The organism is Bacillus sp. FJAT-26390 (assembly GCF_001682865.1).
Lineage (GTDB): Bacteria > Bacillota > Bacilli > Paenibacillales > Paenibacillaceae > Pristimantibacillus.
This window is the reverse complement of sequence record NZ_MAQX01000022.1, coordinates 750,288-770,251: the sequence shown is the minus strand read 5'-3', so window position 1 is coordinate 770,251 and position 19,964 is coordinate 750,288. Positions and strand designations below refer to the sequence as shown.

The 19,964-nt window shown below is 47.0% G+C and carries 15 protein-coding genes; 3 read left to right on the top strand and 12 right to left on the bottom strand.

Annotation, left to right across the window (positions count from 1 at the left end; genetic code table 11):
- Positions 1 to 55 precede the first annotated feature (55 nt).
- The 6 genes from A7975_RS20340 to A7975_RS20315 form a co-directional block, all read right to left on the bottom strand.
- Positions 56 to 2,131, bottom strand: a complete 2,076-nt coding sequence (locus tag A7975_RS20340; RefSeq protein WP_065386293.1) for a hypothetical protein — start codon at positions 2,129 to 2,131, stop codon at positions 56 to 58.
- Between the two features lie 30 nt (positions 2,132 to 2,161).
- Positions 2,162 to 3,817, bottom strand: coding sequence for an extracellular solute-binding protein (locus tag A7975_RS20335; RefSeq protein ID WP_065386292.1), 1,656 nt, complete (start codon positions 3,815 to 3,817; stop codon positions 2,162 to 2,164).
- Between the two features lie 61 nt (positions 3,818 to 3,878).
- Complete coding sequence (locus tag A7975_RS20330; RefSeq protein ID WP_065386291.1) at positions 3,879 to 4,766, bottom strand: carbohydrate ABC transporter permease; 888 nt, start codon at positions 4,764 to 4,766, stop codon at positions 3,879 to 3,881.
- A gap of 8 nt (positions 4,767 to 4,774) precedes the next feature.
- Complete coding sequence (locus A7975_RS20325) at positions 4,775 to 5,740, bottom strand: ABC transporter permease (protein WP_255314395.1); 966 nt, start codon at positions 5,738 to 5,740, stop codon at positions 4,775 to 4,777.
- Between the two features lie 203 nt (positions 5,741 to 5,943).
- The gene (locus tag A7975_RS20320; RefSeq protein ID WP_065386290.1) at positions 5,944 to 7,605 is read right to left on the bottom strand and encodes a DUF4091 domain-containing protein; all 1,662 of its coding nucleotides are present in this window, start codon (positions 7,603 to 7,605) and stop codon (positions 5,944 to 5,946) included.
- A gap of 185 nt (positions 7,606 to 7,790) precedes the next feature.
- Positions 7,791 to 8,513, bottom strand: a complete 723-nt coding sequence (locus A7975_RS20315; RefSeq protein WP_065386289.1) for a ThuA domain-containing protein — start codon at positions 8,511 to 8,513, stop codon at positions 7,791 to 7,793.
- Between the two features lie 206 nt (positions 8,514 to 8,719).
- Between A7975_RS20315 and A7975_RS20310 the strand changes: the two genes are divergently transcribed.
- Positions 8,720 to 9,658 (top strand): helix-turn-helix domain-containing protein, encoded by a 939-nt coding sequence (locus A7975_RS20310; protein ID WP_065386417.1) that lies wholly within the window; start codon positions 8,720 to 8,722, stop codon positions 9,656 to 9,658.
- 97 nt (positions 9,659 to 9,755) lie between these two features.
- Here A7975_RS20310 and A7975_RS20305 read toward each other — a convergent pair whose 3' ends face one another.
- Entirely contained in the window at positions 9,756 to 10,601 is an 846-nt protein-coding gene (locus A7975_RS20305) for an SDR family NAD(P)-dependent oxidoreductase (protein ID WP_065386288.1), read from the bottom strand.
- 210 nt (positions 10,602 to 10,811) lie between these two features.
- On the opposite strand from A7975_RS20305, the gene A7975_RS20300 reads away from it, so the two are divergent.
- Positions 10,812 to 11,468, top strand: coding sequence for a TetR/AcrR family transcriptional regulator (locus A7975_RS20300; protein ID WP_065386287.1), 657 nt, complete (start codon positions 10,812 to 10,814; stop codon positions 11,466 to 11,468).
- Between the two features lie 58 nt (positions 11,469 to 11,526).
- On the opposite strand, the gene A7975_RS20295 is transcribed toward A7975_RS20300, so the two are convergent.
- Positions 11,527 to 12,363: a phytanoyl-CoA dioxygenase family protein gene (locus A7975_RS20295; RefSeq protein WP_065386286.1), complete on the bottom strand. Its 837-nt coding sequence runs from the start codon at positions 12,361 to 12,363 to the stop codon at positions 11,527 to 11,529.
- A 128-nt stretch (positions 12,364 to 12,491) separates the two neighbouring features.
- Between A7975_RS20295 and A7975_RS20290 the strand changes: the two genes are divergently transcribed.
- Positions 12,492 to 13,424 carry an AraC family transcriptional regulator gene (locus A7975_RS20290; RefSeq protein ID WP_065386285.1) on the top strand — a complete coding sequence of 311 codons (933 nt, stop codon included), beginning with the start codon at positions 12,492 to 12,494 and terminating at the stop codon, positions 13,422 to 13,424.
- A 55-nt stretch (positions 13,425 to 13,479) separates the two neighbouring features.
- On the opposite strand, the gene A7975_RS20285 is transcribed toward A7975_RS20290, so the two are convergent.
- The 4 genes from A7975_RS20285 to A7975_RS20270 form a co-directional block, all read right to left on the bottom strand.
- The gene (locus A7975_RS20285) at positions 13,480 to 14,358 is read right to left on the bottom strand and encodes a carbohydrate ABC transporter permease (RefSeq protein WP_053375057.1); all 879 of its coding nucleotides are present in this window, start codon (positions 14,356 to 14,358) and stop codon (positions 13,480 to 13,482) included.
- A gap of 13 nt (positions 14,359 to 14,371) precedes the next feature.
- Positions 14,372 to 15,322 (bottom strand): ABC transporter permease, encoded by a 951-nt coding sequence (locus A7975_RS20280; protein ID WP_053375056.1) that lies wholly within the window; start codon positions 15,320 to 15,322, stop codon positions 14,372 to 14,374.
- A gap of 77 nt (positions 15,323 to 15,399) precedes the next feature.
- On the bottom strand, positions 15,400 to 17,025 hold the full coding sequence (locus tag A7975_RS20275; RefSeq protein ID WP_065386284.1) for an extracellular solute-binding protein: 1,626 nt from the start codon (positions 17,023 to 17,025) through the stop codon (positions 15,400 to 15,402).
- A gap of 205 nt (positions 17,026 to 17,230) precedes the next feature.
- On the bottom strand, positions 17,231 to 19,528 hold the full coding sequence (locus A7975_RS20270) for a helix-turn-helix domain-containing protein (RefSeq protein ID WP_065386283.1): 2,298 nt from the start codon (positions 19,526 to 19,528) through the stop codon (positions 17,231 to 17,233).
- Positions 19,529 to 19,964: the final 436 nt, after the last annotated feature.

The window sequence follows — 19,964 nt, the reverse complement described above, 5'->3', positions numbered from 1 at the left end:
ATAACCGAATCTCATAGGAGAGATTCGGCTATCCACTATACTGCCAATTAAATCATTAATGAATCAAAAACCAAGTTGCCGACCTTGGCGCGATCTCCACGTGCAATTCAATATGGCAGCTTCGATCAAGAGCATACGCCTCGGATGGCCCCTCTTGTTCTTGGACGGTTGCGGTGCCGGTTAAACCCGTATAATAGAGCGGCAATTTCAACGTCTGCGACACGGCATGGTCCAGTGGATTGTAGACAACCGCCAGCCCTTTGTCGGGAAGCTCATGGTTGACGTGCAGAATACAATCGATATCCCTGCCGCTTGGCCTGCGCACATGGATAATATCGGATTCCAGTATGGCACGGTATTTTTGAAAAAATTGAACCTTGCTCTTAACCGCTTGTTTTGTTGCTTCGGAATCGAATAGGCGAAACCCGCGATAAATCGCTTGCACGCCAGCACTGAAGTTGTTGATCAAATGCGCTTCATAATCAGGCAGATGCTCGCTTAGCGGCTCCATCGTCGCATCCGCGCCACCGCCATGGTATTCCGTCAGCGGGACAAACATCCAGCCCATGCTCGGCGTTTTTTCCCATGTTCCATCGTAAATATTTTGTCTGCCAATGACAATTTGCCGCTCTCTCGGCAGTGACCAGTTCACTTCCCGGTATCCCATTCCCGTTTTATTCGAGCCGCTCAGGAAATACCAGTCCGGCACGTTCAAGTAAATGCCTTGGCTTCGGCACCATTTATAAAAATCGGTTATTCTTCTCCATTGCAGCCACTGGGAATCTTCTTTCCCATGATGTCCGGGGTGATCGTTGGACTCGCATATATCCCCAGGATAGGAGCCGTCATGCTCAAATACGCCCATCCCGCTTTGCTTTAAGAATGATTTCACCTTTTGGAAATATTGCTGTCCCCAGTGACTCTCAAGACATGGAGAGTGGATATAATAAGCTCCTTGGGGATTTACGATATCATCCTCCGGACTAACGCTCCGGCTCGCAAGCAGGGAGTAACCTCCGATTTCGATCCCTTTCCCATGCGCATAGTCCGACAGCTGCTTAATCTTTGCGATATAGTCCGGATCCTCTTCTTCCATATTAAGGCCGCTGCCAAAAGATAAAATCAACATCTCAAAGCCTACCTCTGCGCACTGGTCAATAGCTTCCTTAATGACATCCGGCTCCATGCTAAGCACATGCATGATAATCGGATTTTCGGTAACCCATGGGGAAAGCGTACGATACATCCGCCGCTGCGCAAGCCCCATTCGTTCTCGGTCCGTGCTATCGTGGATCAGTTCATACGTCCGAAAGGTTTCGAAGCTCTCGCCTGCCCCAATCCATACATCCGGCCCGATCGGCGGACGGCTCTCCAATAACGCCGGCGTTAAATACTCGTAATTAATTTGGGTGGTATAATCCGGATCTGCCACCCAGTTCGTTGTGCGATTCGACTTCTTAGAGGTCATGCCTTGAAAGGCATAGTCGCTTTCAACATGGAGATTCGGGTACTCCCAGCGTTCAGGTGTTTCAACAGGGGATTCCCACTCCACAATGGCTAAAATCTCGCTTTTGAATGTTTTCAATTTCACCCGGTTTCCGCTGTTATTGGCAATCGTGAGCCATTTGGAAATCAGCGGAATTCCGTCGTACATTTCATAGTGAACAGTGAGACGGATGCCTGCTAACGAATCGCCCGGAGGGGCAAAATGCAATTGGAGGGACACCCCCGGCGGCGGCCATGCCGCTTGCTTGTCCGAGAAGCGATTGCGTCCCCAAGCAAATCTCTCCTCCGTTGCCCCAAGCTCATAACCTTGGAATTGAAAGGCGCTAGCATCCGATTTCATCTCATCGAGCCATTCCTTGCGCAAATAGGCATAATCCGGTTGTCCCTTCAGCCCGCCGACCTCAAATACCTGCCCGTTCATTTCAATCATCGCCTCGGGCTTCACGCCACGAATTAACGTCTCGGCAGTCATTAGATTTTCAAACGCAACCGTTGCAGCATTAGGGGATATGCGCCAAGCTCGCTTAATTAACCCATTCGTCATCACGATTTCAGCATCATTTTGGCAAAATGACACCTCTGCTTTGAATTGCCCCGTTGTGATCAGCCAATCATTCGATAACATTGCATAGCCCCTCCATCCTCGTACGAATGATTAATTACTTGTCGCCTTGTTGTAGACTTCAACATATCGCTTCCACGTTTCCGACCACATTTCTTCAAGCTTCTTCTCCCCGGCTTTGTCTAATTGCTGGATATAGCTGTTCCATGCGGATTCGAAATCCTCATTTGTTTTGGATAAAATAATTTTCGGCGTTTCTTTCTGCCAAATTTGCTCCATTTTTTTCATAATGGCGGTAGAGTTCTCGGGAGCATTCAGCTGCCAGAGGTAAGCAGGAATGTATTCTGGCTTCGGCAAGAAGTCAGCCCATATCGTCTTGTTGAATGTATTTAAAACTTCTTTTGTCGCATCATCATAGTTTCTCGCGATCATTTCTGCAGTGAGAGGTGTCGCATAATCGCCATCGTCCAGCTTCGCTCCATCACCAAAGCTGAACTGGCTGTTAGGACTTGCCAAACCCTCGTTGATGAAGTAATCCGGATCGGCCTTGCTCTTTTCATTGACTTCCGGTTTTCGAACGCGCTTGCCATCTACAACATCGTAGTGCTGTCCTTCAATTCCCCAACTAATCAATTTCTGTCCTTCATCTGTAAATAGGAAGTCAATATATTGAATTATACGTTCTGGATGTTTCGCATTTTTCGTAATCGCCCAGTTATTACCTGAGCTCGACGGCGTTACCGTATTCGAGTGGTCCTGTACGCTCTCATCCAAATAGACTGGGAATTTGGCAAACTGCCGGCTCGTATTACCCGCTGCAGCCAGCGATTTTTCCGGTCCTCCCAGCACCCATTGCGGGAAATAGCCAGCTAAAATACGGCCTTGCGCAATCTTCGTGCTTGCGGTCTCATAATTAAGGCTAAAAATCTCCTTATCGAGCATTCCTGCATTTTGCAGCTTATTCAAAAACGCAAAGTATTTCTTCGTGTAATCTGCCGTAAATGCGACATGGACATTATTTTCGCTGTCGATGGAGAAGCGTCCATGGTCCGGTAAACCGGCAGCGCTGATCGCAGGATTATTATAAGTCAGGTCCGCACCGGCGCCTGAAAAAGCAATCGTTTCTTTGCCATCAATCGTTGGATGCTTTGACACATACGCTTGCAGAACCTCGAACAGCTGGTCCAATGTTTTAATTTCCGGATAACCGGCATCCTTTAGAACGTCGTATTGCACGACAAACGATCCTTGGACATTGGCCGGCGTTTCTTCGGAAAGGCTCACGTTGCTTAACGAATAAATATGCCCATCCGGGTCGCGCAGCAATTCATAAAACTTCCCGAATTTTTTCTTAATATTGGGCCCATACTGCTCAATCAGATCTTCAAGCGGCAGAAGCGCTCCGCCATCTCTATATTTCGATATGCTGCCAACGCCCATATTTACGATTTCAGGATAATCCTCGGACGCCAGCCATATTTCATATTTTTGCTGCGCCTGCTCCGCGCCGCCAATGACAGGCATATATTCCAGCTCGACACCCGTTTTTTCAGAAATCGCTTTTTGTACGGCTGTATCCGTTTTCAACTTTGGATCTGTAGTGCTTATCGTTACTTTGATCTTTTCTTGCTTGCCATCTGAGCCTGACTCCGCGTTTGTATCATTGGATGACTTTGAATCTGATGCGCAGCCTGCAAGCAAAGACATGGAAAGAGCAAGCGCAATACCAACCGTTACTATTCTTTTCAATTCGAACACCCTCTCATCTCATTTATCATATCATTAACAGGTCTATCCTGAGTGATATCCGCTATTCTTTCATTGCGCCAATCATCATGCCTTTAATAAAATACTTCTGGAGAAAAGGATAAATTAAAATGATAGGCATCGTAACGAGCACCGTCAACGTAGCTCTGATCGACTGCGGCGTCGTTTGGGCCAGCACATTTTTGTCCACGTACCCGGTCGCATTCCCCGAAACCTGATTCGTTGATTGGATCAAAATTTTCATGAGCTCGTACTGAAGCACGCTTAAGCTCTCTTTGCTGTTATACAAATAATTATCGAACCATGAGCTCCAATGGCCAACTGCGACAAACAAGGTAATCGTTGACAGCACGGGCATGCTTATCGGAAGAATGACCTGCATCAATATTTTGATATCCGATGCGCCTTCTACCTTCGCCGATTCTATCAATCCTTCCGGCAGCTGCTCGAAGTAGCTCCGCATAATGATCACATTAAATACGCTGATCAAGCCCGGAATGATATACACCCAAAAGGTATTCGTCATATCTAAATTTTTAATTAATAGATAGGTAGGAATAATTCCCCCGTTGACGTACATGCTGACGATGAGGATTGAATTTATTGTTTTGCGGTAAATATACTCCCTGCGAGATAAGGTGTAAGCCAGCATCGCCGTACAGAGAACCGATAGAAACGTGCCCAGCAAGGTTCTGGTCACCGAAAGAACGGTAGCATTCAGCAAGGTGTCCGTTCGGAAGACCACTCGATAATTATCGAGCGTGAACTGATTGGGAAACACATAAACCGCACCGCGCAGCGAATCTAGAGAATCATTAAACGAAATCGCCAATAAGTTTAAGAAAGGATACAAGGTGACAAGGCCAAGAACCGCTAAGAACGTATAGTTCACAACACTAAAGGAGACATCTCCAACCGATTTTCGCATCATTTTCCTCCTTAGAACACACCGGATTTGCCGGTTCTTCGCGCAATATAGTTAACGATGACTACAAGGATAATACTGACAATGCTTTTGAATATGCTCAGCGCGATACCGGCAGAGTACTGCTGTGAGCCAAATGATAGGTTAAGCGCATATAAATCCAACACTTCCGAATAATCAATAACGAGCGGGTTGCCTAATAGAAACTGCGATTCATAGCCGGTATTAATAATCGAACCGACGGATAGAATCAATAAAATGACCGCAGTCGGCATAATGCCGGGAATCGTAATATGCCAAATCTTTTTGAACCTGTTCGCGCCATCCACATCCGCCGCTTCATACACCTCTTGATTTAGTCCAGCGATGACCGCGAGATAGATAATCGTACTCCAGCCGATTTCCTTCCACACGCCGACCAAGGTATGGATGATCCAGAACCATTCTCCTTTTCCCATAAAATAGACCGGCTCTTTGATCAGCCCCATTTGCTGAAGCAGGTTATTGATAAACCCTCCATCCGGCGATAAAAAGGTAAGAACGATATTCGCAATGACGACCATCGATACAAAATGCGGAATGTACGTCAAGGTTTGAATCGTCCGTTTAAATACCGAAATCCGCACTTCATTAAGAAGCAATGCTAGAATAATCGCACCGAGAAAACCAGCGACCAGGCTCATGATGCTCATCACGAGCGTATTTCGAAGCACTCTTAAAAATTGATCATCGGCAAATAAAAATTTGAAATTTTCCAATCCGACAAATGAACTGCCCGTTATTCCTTTTGCTGGAGAGTAGTTCTGAAATGCCATGATCCAGCCCCATAGCGGAACATAATTGAATAAAATAAGAATGAGAACGAAAGGAATCGATAACAGTATAAGTTGGTATTGGGCACTCATTTTTTTGAAATGGCTCTTTTTCAGGAAAAGACCTTCGTTTATACCCGTTTTCTTCATGTTCGTTTTTGTTTGCATGTTGTATTCACTCGACCTTCTTTCCTATGCTCGTAACGATCTTCTTTTATTATCAAAGATAAACACGACCCCAACAACCTGTGCATCGCAAGCTAAAGGCCCTTTAAAACAAACAAGTTGCCGATCGATTAGTGACGCAATAAAAAACACCATACCCACATGCCAATCAAATGGCGTGGATATGGTGCAGGCAAACGATTCATTTAGGATTCTAATAGCGGCTTGATCGTCTGGTTCAAGCGTTCCCGGAACGATAGCAACCAATTCTGGTCTCTTGGATACACATCGAATGTAATCTCTTCAGCGAGCCCGTCTTCCAAAAATTTAAGAGTCTCCGCTCTTCCGATTAAGCTCTCAAGCAGCTCAAGCGCCCGTATATCCTGCAAAGCTTCATAGAATACTTTTAACCGAATAGACTCAATCGGCCCTTCGGGTCCCGGATAAACAAGGTAAGCGTCCCCAGATGGAAATGCGCAGCCCGCATCCGTCGTTTCGAAGGGTTGAATAGGCGCTACGGAAAATTGCGAGTACCAGAAATTATACCCCCAATGCAAGAACCCTGCTATATTGTATTTGTACATTTGCAAACCGATTATTCGGTTTCGTGCCGAAGGCATGCTAAAGAATCGGTTGGAAACCTGCTTGTATTGCGCGCAGCAATAATAAGTCCACAAATTTTGTACCCCGTTCGATAAAAACGGCTCTATATGGTCGTTTGCCGGAATCGGGTTGGACACCAGTCCCTGCTCATAAAAGGCATAGTCGGATAACGCATCGATCATCGGAAATTGGCCTAGAAACTCACGCATGATCTCGCTGGCGCTTGTATACCATGGCAAATGCTCCAAAGAAGGTTCATCGGAAATATGGAAATAGCTGCGCTGCTCCAGCTTGTTCGCCTCAATGAAATGGACAAGCTCCGGCAAAAACTGTCTCAGGAACGATTTGTAGCTCTCTCCGGTCGCATCGGTCTCCCAGCCAAAAATACGCGCAAGCTTTCCGTCCTCAGTCGCCATTATTTTCGGAGCATGCTTCGCCCCCCACTGCGTAAACAGATGCGAAAATTCAAAGAACGCTATCCCGCAACGGTTGCCTATCTCGATCCATTTCTTTAATTGATCAAATCCGAAGCTGTAGCGGTCACCCTGCTTCTCAACCTCAATAAGCTGAACCGTAGGCCGCTCTCCGCCTTCCTTCGTATCAAGCGGAGGCGTAAACAGCGGTGTCAGCAGCATATTCATGCCGTGCTGAACAGCGGTGTCCACATACTTTTCAATCAAAGTCCAGTGCGCTTCGCTAAACATATCCACGCCATAATGTACGGCTATGCAATCGGTGTGAAACCATTCGGTGTGAATTAACTTCTGCTTCGGCAGCTCAGCGTTAATAATCTCAAGTTCAACGACTTCTTCGGCTAATAAGCCAGCTGATTCGTCTAGAAACAAGATACGGATAGGATACAAGCCTGCTTCTGCGGAACCATCTAATGCAACCGTTATCCAAAGCGAGCGCCACTGCTGAGGAACAGCATGCACGCCCCGATTTGAATCCATTGGAAATAAAGGATCGGGATATAATCCTGGCGTTGAACGGAGGATATGCTCATCCTGATCGGGATAGCAGGGCAATTCGGAAGGAGCAAGCGCTACCGATTTAACCGATATTCGACTAGCAAGCTCGCTTTCAATTTGAATGTTCAAATCTCTTATCGCTCTTGCAGTATGCTGCGCACGGTATGCGACTTGGAAAGAGAATACCTCGTTCTTTAAGGCAGAAGCTTTGGATCGTATATCGTCTAAAAGCTCCTCGTCTGGAAACACCTTAGCGAGCGAGCTTACGCATTTCGTTTCTAAAGCAGGTACCATGAATAATAACCCCCTTTTAAAGATAGATACCTTCAGTATGGGTGAATATTTCCAATTTGCCAACCCGCTGATTGTTATTTTTAACCCTATCATTTAAATATTTTGGCGTAACGTCTCGTAAAATAAAAAAATAACGCTCAGACACCCAAGCGTTATTTCACTATTCATATAGGCTGCTAACTTGATTATTTCGCCGAGATTGCTTCTAACGGCTGCGCGTTGCCATATACCGGACGTTTGCGATCGACAGGCTTTGCCCATTTCACGGCATTCACAATGACGCGTTGAATGTCTTTGTTGTGATAAGTCGGGTAAGTTTCATGCCCGGGGCGGAAATAAAACACTTTGCCGTTGCCGCGTGTAAAGGTGCAGCCGCTGCGGAACACTTCTCCGCCTTCAAACCAGCTTGTAAAAATAAGCTCGTCTGGCGCAGGGATATCAAAGTGCTCGCCATACATTTCTTCTTTTTCCAGCTCGATAAATTCGCCGATGCCTTCCGCGATCGGATGGCTTGGCGCTACAACCCACAGGCGTTCCTTCTCATCGGCTTCACGCCATTTCAAATCGCAGCTTGTACCCATCAAAGCTTTGAATATTTTCGAGAAATGGCCGGAGTGAAGAACGATCAAGCCCATACCGTCCAGCACGCGCTGCTGCACTTTTTGGACAACCTCGTCCGTTACTTCGCCGTGCGCAAGATGCCCCCACCAAACCAGCACATCCGTGTTGTTCAATACTTCATCTGTTAAGCCGTGTTCCGGCTCATCCAAAGTTGCCGTTCCTGCCTCATAGCCTGCTTCTGTCAAAAAGCCTGCAATCGCACCATGGATGCCGTTTGGATATATTTCACCGACAAGCGGGTTCTTTTTCTCATGACGATTCTCGTTCCATACCGTTACTTTTGTCATTATTCGAGCACTCTCCTTCGTAATATCGCTACCACTAGTATAGAAAAATCAAGCATTTAAAAAAATGCAATATCATGCCCCTTTTATATTCAAAAATGTCCTCCTTCTATCACTTGTACAAAAAAACGAGGAATAGAGATGTATTTAATGAAGCTACATTTCCAAAAGTGGTATACTCCTAATAGGAGGTTATGCTCATGCCTTTTATGGAAACGACGATCGATACGCATACAGAAGCGATCAATGAAGAGGTCATTTATCAAAATCCGCTGCTGTTTCTAAAAATATGGGAAATCTCCATAGAAGCTCACCAGTCCAGCGTGCTGGAGAAACATCCTTGGCACTATCATAAAGAAGTTGAGTTTCTAGCGATTATAGACGGCCACTTAGGCGTACAAAGCAAACACAATTACGTGGTCCTCGGACCCGGCGACGTTATGGTGCTAGGGGCATCCCAGCCGCACCGCTCTCACAAGCCGCTTGCAGACACGCTGCATTATGTCGTGTTTCAGATCGATTTGGGCAAACATTTTGACGAGAGCACCATACCGTATTTGTACTGCTTTTCGGAATTGACGGAACCGCTGGAGAAGCTGAATTACATTTTTGACATAGACGAAGCGGCAAAGCGGGAAACACATGCTTTTATTATGGACATTTTTAATGAATCACAGTCGCGGGCGAAAGGTTACGAAATGGCGATAAGTGCTGCGATTAAGCGATTGATGCTGCTGCTGCTTAGAAGCGATAGCCGCAACATGCTGAACTACACGGAGGAAACGGAATTAAATCGATTAAGGCCGGTTCTTGATTATATAAACGCCCATTTGAAGGATAAGCTTTGCGTAGAAGACGCAAGTGCGCTGCTTAATTTAAGCTATCATTATTTTATAAAATATTTCAAAAAAACGATGGGCATCTCTTTCGTGGAATATGTCAACTACAAACGGATCAAGCGTTCTGAGCTATTATTGCTGACGAGCGAGCTTAGCATTATGGATGTGAGCTACGAGGTCGGCATCTCCAACATGGCGCAGTTTTACAAGCTTTTTAAGCGCCATAATCAGTGCTCGCCGAGGGAGTTCAAAGTACGCATGCGCAATGAATCCAAAGCTTCGATGGGGGCTGGCTCGCGGATACTTTGAACCAAATGCGCTTTAATGGCTTGAGCCTTCCTGCCCCTTTTGTGCTCGAAAGGGGCAGTTATGGCTCATCCTGATGCTCTATTTTCAATAGTTAGCTCTATCGAATCGTCGTCCTGCCTGCAAGATCGGATTGATTACCGCTCATATTATAAAGGCTTGATCCTCCACGCGGACGAAGCATGTTTCCAACTACCCGCAGCCCCTGCTTTCTTGTAATGAACCGCGATAGCTGCGCTCCGATATAATTTTGCACGCCTGGAACCACATATACCTTCCCATTCTTCAATGCGCTTAAAGCAACCTCAACCACTCTCTCCGGCGTATCTTTTTTCCCGACAGAAGCCGCCTCAGTCCCAACCACATTAAAGAAGCTCGTATCCGTCGAGCCCGGGCAAAGCGCGAAAAAGGTTACGCCGCGTTCACGGTTCTCCCAATATAACGCTTCAGTGAATGACAATACAAAAGCTTTCGTCGCCCCATAAACCGCCATATAGGGAAGTGGCTGAAATCCTGCGGTTGAAGCTACGTTTATGACTGTACCTGAGCTTCTTCGCAGCATGTCCGGCAAAAACAAGTGGGTCATATCGACGACAGCCGCTACATTGAGCATTACCTCTTCATGTTGGCGCTCGCCTGACACCTGATCAAACAAACCATGCGTAGCAAAACCCGCGTTGTTGATCAGCAGCTCGATCTTCACCTTCCTGAGCCGGCATTGCTGGTACAGCTCGCTTGGCGCTCCCTCTTTCGAGAGATCCACTCGAATCACCTCGGTTTTAATGGGATACGTTTTTTTTAGCTCAGCCGCCAGACTCTCCAGCTTGCTTTCCGATCTTGCCGCGAGTACCAAATGGCAGCCTTGTTTGGCTAGCTGCCTTGCAAATTGCTCTCCAATACCGGAGGAGGCTCCCGTGATTAACGCCCATTTTCCTTGAAAAGTCATATTAGTGCACCCCTTTGGTTACATTGTTTTAGTTCGGAAACACTGTTACCGAATGATCACATTGTAACCAGAGCTCGTTATAAAGTCAATCTCGTTTTTTTCGTACATCACCGCCTCGTTGACAACTGCCTCTCAACTGTATAATATTCCTCATATAACATTCAGAAACGTTGTTTCCTAACAAAAACACGATAACCGAAGGTGATACGTATGAGCGGTCAAGATACCTCCTCATCCCATACAAACGCACGAACATTAAAAACCTACCAAGAAGCCCGCTTGCAAAATCATGAGAATCTGCGCAAGCTTGTTGTTGATGCCGCGGCAACGCTTTTACAAGAAGAGGGCCCGGAAGCCGTTACGGTGCGCCGAGTATCTCAGAAGATGGATTGCTCGACAAAAATCATTTACAGCTTGTTTGTCAATAAAGAGGGTCTTGCCCAGCAGCTCTATCTGGAGGGTTGCAAAATACTCGCCAGCGAATTCGAGAAGACGCCAAAAAGTGCCGATCCGTCCCAGTATTTTTACAATATAGGCGAAACTTACTGGCAATTCGGGCAGCGTTACCCGGGCTACTATAAGCTGATGTTCGGAGGCGCTTTCGCGGATTTCAAACCGGACGAGGAAAGCTTGCAGGGCACCGTAACCGCCATGCGGCAATTATTGATCCTCTTCAGCTCTGCGCAAGAACAAGGACTTCTGCCCCGTCAATATGATACGGAAGCCGTAGTGAGTATCGCTTGGGCATCGCTTCATGGCGTAATCCATCTTTACTTTGGCGGGCATTTGGGAGATGTCCAATCGGCACATGCCGTGTACAAGCAGACGCTCACTCTGCTTGTCAGTTCGTTGCTTCCGGAACACTGAGCGAGTGAGGCTTGGCATACGCAAGAAAGCTGCCGAAAAATTTTCGGCAGCCTTTTTGTTATCTTTTGAACAACACCGGAAAGTAGTCGTTCGCAAAAGCTTGCCCATGTACGGGGCGCGGCCCGAGCAAGCGAATATTGTCATGGCGCTGAACGCCGGCGCGGTAGCTAGTGCCGCCTTGCATCACATGCGCAACGACGGACAGCCGCGGATCATTCGTCCGGTTAGGCCCCGAGCCATGGAACGTAAGACCATGATGGAAGCTTGCTTGGCCTGCTTTTAAGATGCATGGCTCCTCCACCCAATCGCGGCCTCCCGAATACTTCTGCTGTAACTCCTCCATATTTTGATTAAAAAATGAGTCGCTGTCTGGAATTAGCCCCCACTTGTGCGATCCCAAAATCGTCATCATGCCGCCGTTCGTTAAGTCGGTGTCCTGAAGAGCGATCCAAACGGTAATCATATCGGGCGTATCCGAGCATTGCCAATAGCCATAGTCCTGATGCCAACCCACATTGCCGTCCCCGGAAATTTTATTGCCAATACCCGGTTTGTAAATAATCTGATCATGCCACAAACGAATTTCATCCGAACCGAGCAAATCGGCTGACAGCTCTCCGATCAACGGGTCCGTCACGACCTTGCGCACCTCATCGTTGATCCACCAGCCGTTATCCAGCTTGCGCAGCGCGTCCGGGTTATCGCTTAGCCGAAAATGATTCATCGGTTGCCCGTCGCCGTCATAATCGCCTGACCAGATCCGGCTATGCGCTTCGCGCAGCCGTTCGATTTGCGCATCGTCAATCAGCTTTGGACTGATCCAATACCCGTTCCTATTAAATAATTCCTTGTCCTGCTCCGTAATTTGATACTTGCGTTCCGCTTGTAAAGTCATTGATAAATCCTCCTTCTTTGTGCTTGCCCTCATCTTAACCTTTGCAGGCACCGTTTGACGTTCCCGTTATTACGAAGTAGGATGAGAAACATGGAACGCATATAGAAACATAAGAGGAGCTTATCATCATGCCGAAAGAGATTTCCGATACTGAACGATTGCTTTCATTAAGCGGCGGTCCAGACTCCTCTCCCCGCAGCGCTCGGTGGACATACGACGTAGAGAACAATGCGCGCATTCCCCTTGTACCGGAATTCGTTTTGTTTGGCAGCGACGAGCTGCGCAAAGCGCTGCCGCTCCACGAGCATGAGCATCCAGGCTGTTATGAATTCGTGCTCATTGAGCGCGGCAAAGCGAGCTGGGAGCTCGAAGGCGGCCTCTACGAAACACAGGCTGGTGATTTGTTCCATTCCCGTCCCGGCGAGAAGCACCGCGGAGGCTTCGACGTTATCGAGCCCTGCAAGTTTTGGTGGTTGATTATTAAGGCTCCGCACGAGCACGGATGGCTTCGGATGGCGCCGGAAGAGAGCATCGTCTTTCATCAAGCCCTCTCGCGGCTGCCGCGCGTTTCACAAATTGGCTTGCCTCCCATTCAGTCGTTCAAGAAGTTAAAAAAAGCGCTCACGATAGAAAGCCCGCTTCAAAGCACCGCTGTACGAAGCGCTATTATCGATATACTGCTAGCCTTTATCCAGCCTCATGACGGCACTCATTCAATCGCGCCAGATCTTCTGCATCAATTTAATCGTCTCATCGCTAAAATGGGCCAACAACCGGATTGGCGTCCTACTGTTGATGAGCTCGCTGCCTCTGCTGGCGTCAGCGCATCCCATTTCTATCGCACCTTTCAGGAATATACCGGGGAGCCTCCGATCACTTTCGTCGAGCGGCTTCGCGTGAAGGCAGCTTGCCGCCAGCTAGCGGAATCCTTAGACTCCGTAACGGACATTTCGTATCGGCTTGGCTATCAATCAAGCCAGCATTTTGCGACTGTGTTCAAGCGGTTTGTAGGCGTGACGCCGACCGAGTGGCGCAATAGCCATAGGATATCAACAAAATAACAAAGATCGCCACTCGACGGTCTCTATTTTAAACGTTCAACAGCATTACCTTGCTTTACCCCTTTATTGCCCCGATAAGAGCGCCCTTCACGAAATACTTTTGCAAAAATGGATAAACGCACAAAATAGGTACGGTCGCTACAATAATCGTCGCATACTTCAATGTGGCGGACAGAGCGGCCGCATCCATATCGGAAGCGCCAGTAGCCATGCTGCTGGCTTCGCCCTGCAGCAAAATTTCACGCAATATTAATTGAAGCGGGAACAACGCTCTTTCCTGCAAAAAGATCAGCGCATAGAACCACGAATTCCAGTGGCTTACGCCGTAATAGAGCAGCATAACCGCAACAACCGGCAGCGACAGCGGCAAAATAATACGGAACAATATCGTAAAATCATTGGCGCCATCGATTTTGGCCGATTCCTCAAGCGCGTCGGGAATGGCTTCAAAGGCTGTTTTCATCAAAATCAAATTGAACGTGTTTACAGCTTGCGGAATAATCAAAGCCCATAAGGAGTCGGATAGCCCCACCCCTTTGACGGTTAAATAGAGAGGGATAAGCCCGCCGTTAAAGAACATCGTAAAGACAAGGCCCATCATAATAGGCTTGCGGTATTTAAGGCTTTTGCGCGACAAGGCGTAGGATCCGAAAGAGGTCAGCAAAATGTTAATCGTTAGGCCCGCCACTACGATAAAAAGGGTATTCGAGTAACCTTTTCCGATCATCGGATTTCGGAGCACATTCTCATAGGCCTCGATCGAAAAACCGGCAGGCTTCCATAGAAACCCGTTATGAGCCATAAGCTGACCCGCATCGCTTAAAGACGCGAATAATACATAAACGATCGGATATACGGTTGCCATCATCATGATTAACAGAAACAGTACGTTTCCGATATCGAAAATCTTCTCTCCAAACGTTGCTCGATTCATCTTGGTGCACCTCCTACCACAAACTCGTTTCATTCCATTTTCTGCTTATCCAGTTAGCCGTTATCAATAACGTAAAATTGACAAAGGAGTTAAATAGGCCTACGGCCGAGCTGAAGCTAAAGTTGAAATCCTGAAGGCCCACCCTGTAGACATAAGAGGAAACGACGTCCGCCGTAATATAGGTGGTCGGATTGTAGAGCAAAATGATTTTCTCAAACCCTACATTCATCATGCGGCCGATTTCCAAAATTAATAAAATAATGATGGTAGGCAAAATTCCCGGAACCGTCACATGGATGAGCTGCTTCCACCTTCCGGCTCCATCCATTCGCGCCGCTTCATATTGCTCGTTATCGATGCCTGTCAGCGCTGCCAAATAGATAATCGTCCCCCAGCCTATATTTTGCCAAATGCCGGATGACACATAGATCGAACGGAACATGTCCGGCTCAAGCAGGAAGGTGACGCGTTCTCCCCCTATCCACGCGATGAAGTCGTTAATGACCCCTTCGCTGGAAGTGAAGTCTTTAATGATGCCGCATATCACGACTAGAGAAATAAAATGAGGCATATAGGTAATGGTTTGCACAGCCCGCTTGAAAAGCGTATGTTTCACTTCATTGAGCAGCAAAGCCAAAATAATCGGTGCGGGGAAACCAAAAACCAATTCATAGAAGCTGATCATGATCGTGTTCTTTATCGTTCGCCAAAAATAAGCGCCGGTAAAAAAAGTCCGGAAATGCTCAAACCCTGCCCAGTCGCTCCCTAAGATGCCAAGCCTCGGAGAGAAATCCTTAAATGCAATTAATGCTCCATACATGGGCCCGTAATGAAAGACCAAATAATAAAGGATAACCGGCAGGAGCATCATATAGAGCCATTTGTTTTTGCTTATATCAAGCAAGATGCCCGTTCTCTTCCTGGGTAAGTATGCAGGGGCGGTTTTTATGTTTGGCGCAGCCATTTCTGCTTCACTCCATTCTTGTTGGCCGGAAGGCATGAAGCGCTTCGCCAGCTGCCTTCCGCATGAGATTTTGGCATTTAACGCTGTTTGTAACGATCGTACGCGTCCTGATAGATTTTTGTTATTTTTTCGATGCCCATGCTCTTGATCTGTTCTACGTACGCGTCGAATTTTTCGATCGGCTCTTGGCCCATAATAAACTTCAGCAGCATTTCCTCCTTATAGCTCGCAATAGCTGTAATCAGCTTCGCAACCTCTTTGGATTCATCCAGCGTCGGTGTAATGAATGCAGGCATAATATGGTTCGCTGCATCGGTATCGGACCAAATGACCAAAGCCTCGTCCTGCTCCTTGAACGAATTGAAGTTATTTTTGCGGGCATCGCCATTATACGGGCCGTTAGGCTTCGTATACTGGGAAATCATTTGCTGCAGCGTATATTGCGGATTTTTCGTAATTTTTTCCGTATACGCCAGCGTACCGTTGTTGTTCGTGTAGCTCACGCCTTCAATGCCGAAGTTGAAGAGCATGGCGCCCTCTTCGCTGTATGCGTAATCAATCCATTTCACCGCAAGCTCGGGATTTTTGGAATCTGCCGAAATCGCCTTGCTCGCAATCGGATTATAATAGAAGTCCTTATGGCCGATAAATGCTTTTTCTCCCTTGTTCAGCGTAGGATAAGGGGCAGCGACCAACTGGAATTTCTCGTTTTGTTTTTTGCCCGTCTCCATCCATCGGCCCATGCCGCCGCTTAGCAAGCCAACCGTTGCGCCGGACGCGTTGCTCATCATTTTGCTGTCAAGGGATTTGGAGTCGTTGTTCAGTGCAAAATCCTTATCGATCAAACCTTCCGAGTACCATTTGCGCAGCAAGGCTATCGCGTCCTTAAATTGCGCGTCGATCGGACCGTACTTCACTTGGCCTTGATCATCGATGTAGAACCGGTTGGCCGTTTTATACGCGCCAATGAACGCATCTTGGATGTTGAATTCCACTCCGTATTGCAATGTAAACGGGGCGGTTGCTCCCTTCTGCTCCTTAAAGGCCTTCAACGCCGTGTACCATTCATCAATCGTAGTCGGCACAGGCAGGTTCAATTCATCCAGCCAGTCCTTCCGGATCATCGGACCGCGGAATACGGTACCGTTCTCGGGACGAATCATCGGGAAGACGTAATAGGTGCCGTCGTCCGTTTTCAGCATTTTGTCCAGCTCGGGATTCTCTTTCAAAATTTTCTTTAAATTAGGCGCGTATTGGTCGATCAGATCATTCAAAGGAAGAATGACCTTGTCCGCAATCGCCTTGTCTGGCCCGCCCGGATAACCCGTATTCCAATCGTATTCAATGACATCCGGCAAGTTATTGGAAGCGATCAGCAGGTTGAATTGCTCCTTCGCCTGACCGTCCGCGGGATGCGAATATTTCACCTTTACGCCGGTTCGCTTCTCCAGCTCTTGGCCAAAAGGCGAATCAGCCAAGTTAGGATAAAAGGTAATTAGATTCGTATTGATCTGCTCCCAGGATGTTAGCGTGTCATTTGTTTCAATCGGATAAGTAACCGCTTTCAAATCATCAGCCTTTGGCGAAGCTGCCGGTTCAGCCTCGTTCTTCTCGTTCTTATTGCCGGAACAAGCCGCAAGCATGCTGGATACGAGACAAATCGTTACCGCCATTCCTATGAAGCCTCTAATCCGTTTCTTCATTTGAATCCCCCTACTCGTTAATGGTTGCCTTGCCCATTCATTGTGCAGCAAATTCAAGCGGTTAAGATATCTTCAAAACTTGAAATCGACCTTCAAAATCAGCAATAATGGATCTCTAATATGTAAACCGTTCATGCAATTCGCCAAATGACAAGTAAAAACGGCTTTGCCGCCTCTGTTCAAAGGGCGAAGCCGTTTTTCAATTTTACAACATATCCTTATATTTGCCCGGGGTAATGCCTTCATATTTTTTGAATATTCGATTGAAGGTATTAATGTCCGAGTATCCCACCGCTCTGGCTATTTCCGTTACGGTTAGGGAGGTCGTCCGTAGTAGCTGCTTGGCGCCTCCGATGCGCGTTTTGTTAATGAACTCAAGAAGCGCCTCTCCCGTCTGTGCTTTGAACTGCTTCGACAGATAGGAAGGGGTCAGATCGAAGGCTTCACCCAGTGCGGTAATATTCAAATCATCGGAGCTGTAGCGCTGCTCCACATAAGCGATGACCTGTTGACTGAGCCGGCTGTTTTCGCTGATTTTCTCATCCTGAATGGAGTCGCATACTTGCTTTAGAACTTCGCCGATTTGGACCTGCATTTCCTTTATCGTCTCGCAGGCGAACAATTGATCCACCGGATTAATCTGATCCATCAAGTCTCTTTTATCGCTTGATCCGATTTCGCTCAAGGTTTTGAGAATCGTGCTGATTAAATCAAATAGGAGGCATTTGGCAAGCGGAACCGATATCGCGGCGCCCGATATATTGATTTCTACAATCTCGTCGAGCATCGCCTTCGCTTTATCATAGTCGCCTGTTTTGATTAGATTGATCAATTGCTGCTCAATATGCAGCGGATAATAATAGCTCCTAGATTCCCGGGTTGCTTCCGACAGGTCGCCGTACCGAATAATTTCTCCGCTTCCCATGACTAGGCGGTACTCAAGCGCAGTCATTGCCTCCTGATAGGCCAAAGCGATCCCTTCCAGCTGCTCATGAACATTGCTGACCGCAACCGTCAGATGAACATCGAATTGATCGCGCATAAACACTTTAACCCGCTCCGCTATAGCCATTAATTCGTCGTCATCGCGGTATTCCTTGAAATTGATAATGCAGGCTTGCAGGTTGTCGATCTCGGTCGTGTAGGCCTGATGACTGCCTTCCACCACTTCTTCGGCCACGTTCATCACAAGAAAGTGCACCAGCTTTGCCTTCGGAAGATCGATGAGGCCTGACACTTCAAATTTACCGTAATGATCGACGGAGAACAGCAAGGCAGCAAATCGGTTAGAAGCGAGCGTAATCGCATGAACCTCAAGCGACTCCTGCATCGGCATATGCCCATCAAGCTGCCCCTTCAACAGCCCTTGAAGAAAATGGGAGCGAATCGAATTTCGATGCCGCTCAAATCGTTCCCCAATCTTTTCTTTCTCTGCAAAAGTATCATCGAGCAGCGTTTTTAAATAACCGAACTCATTCGAGCCTGCCTCGAAGGAAATGCCCGAACGCGTGACTAGACTTCGAATCAGCGTATTCATCGGGTTGTAGTTCCGTTTTAAGAATAAATAAGTAACAATTCCACCTAAGAGAAGGCTGAGAATGAGGCTGATATAGATTAAATTTTTTACGAGCTTCATTTTCTCGTCAAATAGGTTAGCCGGAATGAGCGATATATATTTCCAGCCCGTTTTTCCGGAAACCGTATAGGAAACGGCTATTTTTTGTTTTCCTGTGCCTTGATAGAACATCCCGCTTGTGCCCTTTAATTTCTCATTCGTAAAATCAGCGGAGCCGTATGCATTGCCGGTCGAAGCGATCAAACGGTTTTCCTTATCGAGTATAACGATGGAAGCTTTGTTGCTGGATGATATATTCGCGAGCAAACTGGAATCCTTAATAATAAACAATAAGACGGCGCCCTCCTGCTCCGAATTATCGAGGGTAAGCGAGCGGGCGTACATGACGGCCTTCGATGCTTGTCCATCTTCCCTATAAGTGATCGGCACATATTCATTCGTATACCGTTTGCCGAAAATCGCTGTCCATCTGTTTTTGTCCATCCCATCGGTATGCATCATTTCGAACAGCCTTTGACTGTCCAGATGCTCCCGCGAGGAAATGACCGTATCGCTGTTTTTATAATAGACATAGATCTCTTCTATGTAGTCGTTAGCCATTTTATAGATGCGCAAGTCCTTTGCAATTCCGGTCAGCGTGTAATAATCAGGATCTTGGATAGGGGCTTCAACGTCAAGAAAACCGGCAAGCCGATTGCTTAACGTCATTTCCGTGCTTAGCCGTTCAATATCCAGAAGATTGCTGTCAATCGCTTGCTCCATCTGATTAAGAAGAGATTCATTGGCCCGGTTAACCTCCGACGCTACTACATGCCAGGTCGCCGCATATATAATTCCGCTAATAATAATCGGGACTAACAGGACAGATATGTATGAAATTAGCCAAGTAATGATGATGCTGCGCGTACGGAACTTGATTATAGCCATAACTCACCTTGAACCCCCCGACCAATGCTGTAGCTTCTGTAACATTTTTTTGTATTCGACACCCTTCTTGTTTTCACCTGCCGTATGCAGCGCCTAGTCTTGTACCAGCCCAATTGCGTTTTTTTATCCCCCGTTTAGTTTTAAATTTTGCATATAAAAAAAGGACCTCTTCCCCACCTAACAGTGAGTTATGAGGTCCCCTCGTTTGCTCCTCCACAATCTGCGATTGGAACTAATCAGGCATGGGTCGATGGTGTAAATGAGATCTTCGGCGGACAGAGAATCCTTTATTTTTTCTATATCAACGATTATTGTGCAGTTCGCGGACTCAGGTTCCGTTAATCACTTCAGAAAAGCAATTAAACCCCGTTTAAATGGAAATAAAGGATCTCCTGTCCGCTTGTTACGCCTACATGGTCAAAACGCTAATATAACG

Coding starts and splice junctions, on each gene's coding strand:
- A7975_RS20340 (WP_065386293.1), bottom strand. CDS start 2,131: ATGTTATCGAATGATTGGCTGATCACAACGGGGCAATTCAAAGCAGAG.
- A7975_RS20330 (WP_065386291.1), bottom strand. CDS start 4,766: ATGATGCGAAAATCGGTTGGAGATGTCTCCTTTAGTGTTGTGAACTAT.
- A7975_RS20325 (WP_255314395.1), bottom strand. CDS start 5,740: ATGCAAACAAAAACGAACATGAAGAAAACGGGTATAAACGAAGGTCTT.
- A7975_RS20320 (WP_065386290.1), bottom strand. CDS start 7,605: ATGGTACCTGCTTTAGAAACGAAATGCGTAAGCTCGCTCGCTAAGGTG.
- A7975_RS20315 (WP_065386289.1), bottom strand. CDS start 8,513: ATGACAAAAGTAACGGTATGGAACGAGAATCGTCATGAGAAAAAGAAC.
- A7975_RS20310 (WP_065386417.1), top strand. CDS start 8,720: ATGGAAACGACGATCGATACGCATACAGAAGCGATCAATGAAGAGGTC.
- A7975_RS20305 (WP_065386288.1), bottom strand. CDS start 10,601: ATGACTTTTCAAGGAAAATGGGCGTTAATCACGGGAGCCTCCTCCGGT.
- A7975_RS20300 (WP_065386287.1), top strand. CDS start 10,812: ATGAGCGGTCAAGATACCTCCTCATCCCATACAAACGCACGAACATTA.
- A7975_RS20295 (WP_065386286.1), bottom strand. CDS start 12,363: ATGACTTTACAAGCGGAACGCAAGTATCAAATTACGGAGCAGGACAAG.
- A7975_RS20290 (WP_065386285.1), top strand. CDS start 12,492: ATGCCGAAAGAGATTTCCGATACTGAACGATTGCTTTCATTAAGCGGC.
- A7975_RS20285 (WP_053375057.1), bottom strand. CDS start 14,358: ATGAATCGAGCAACGTTTGGAGAGAAGATTTTCGATATCGGAAACGTA.
- A7975_RS20280 (WP_053375056.1), bottom strand. CDS start 15,322: ATGGCTGCGCCAAACATAAAAACCGCCCCTGCATACTTACCCAGGAAG.
- A7975_RS20275 (WP_065386284.1), bottom strand. CDS start 17,025: ATGAAGAAACGGATTAGAGGCTTCATAGGAATGGCGGTAACGATTTGT.
- A7975_RS20270 (WP_065386283.1), bottom strand. CDS start 19,528: ATGGCTATAATCAAGTTCCGTACGCGCAGCATCATCATTACTTGGCTA.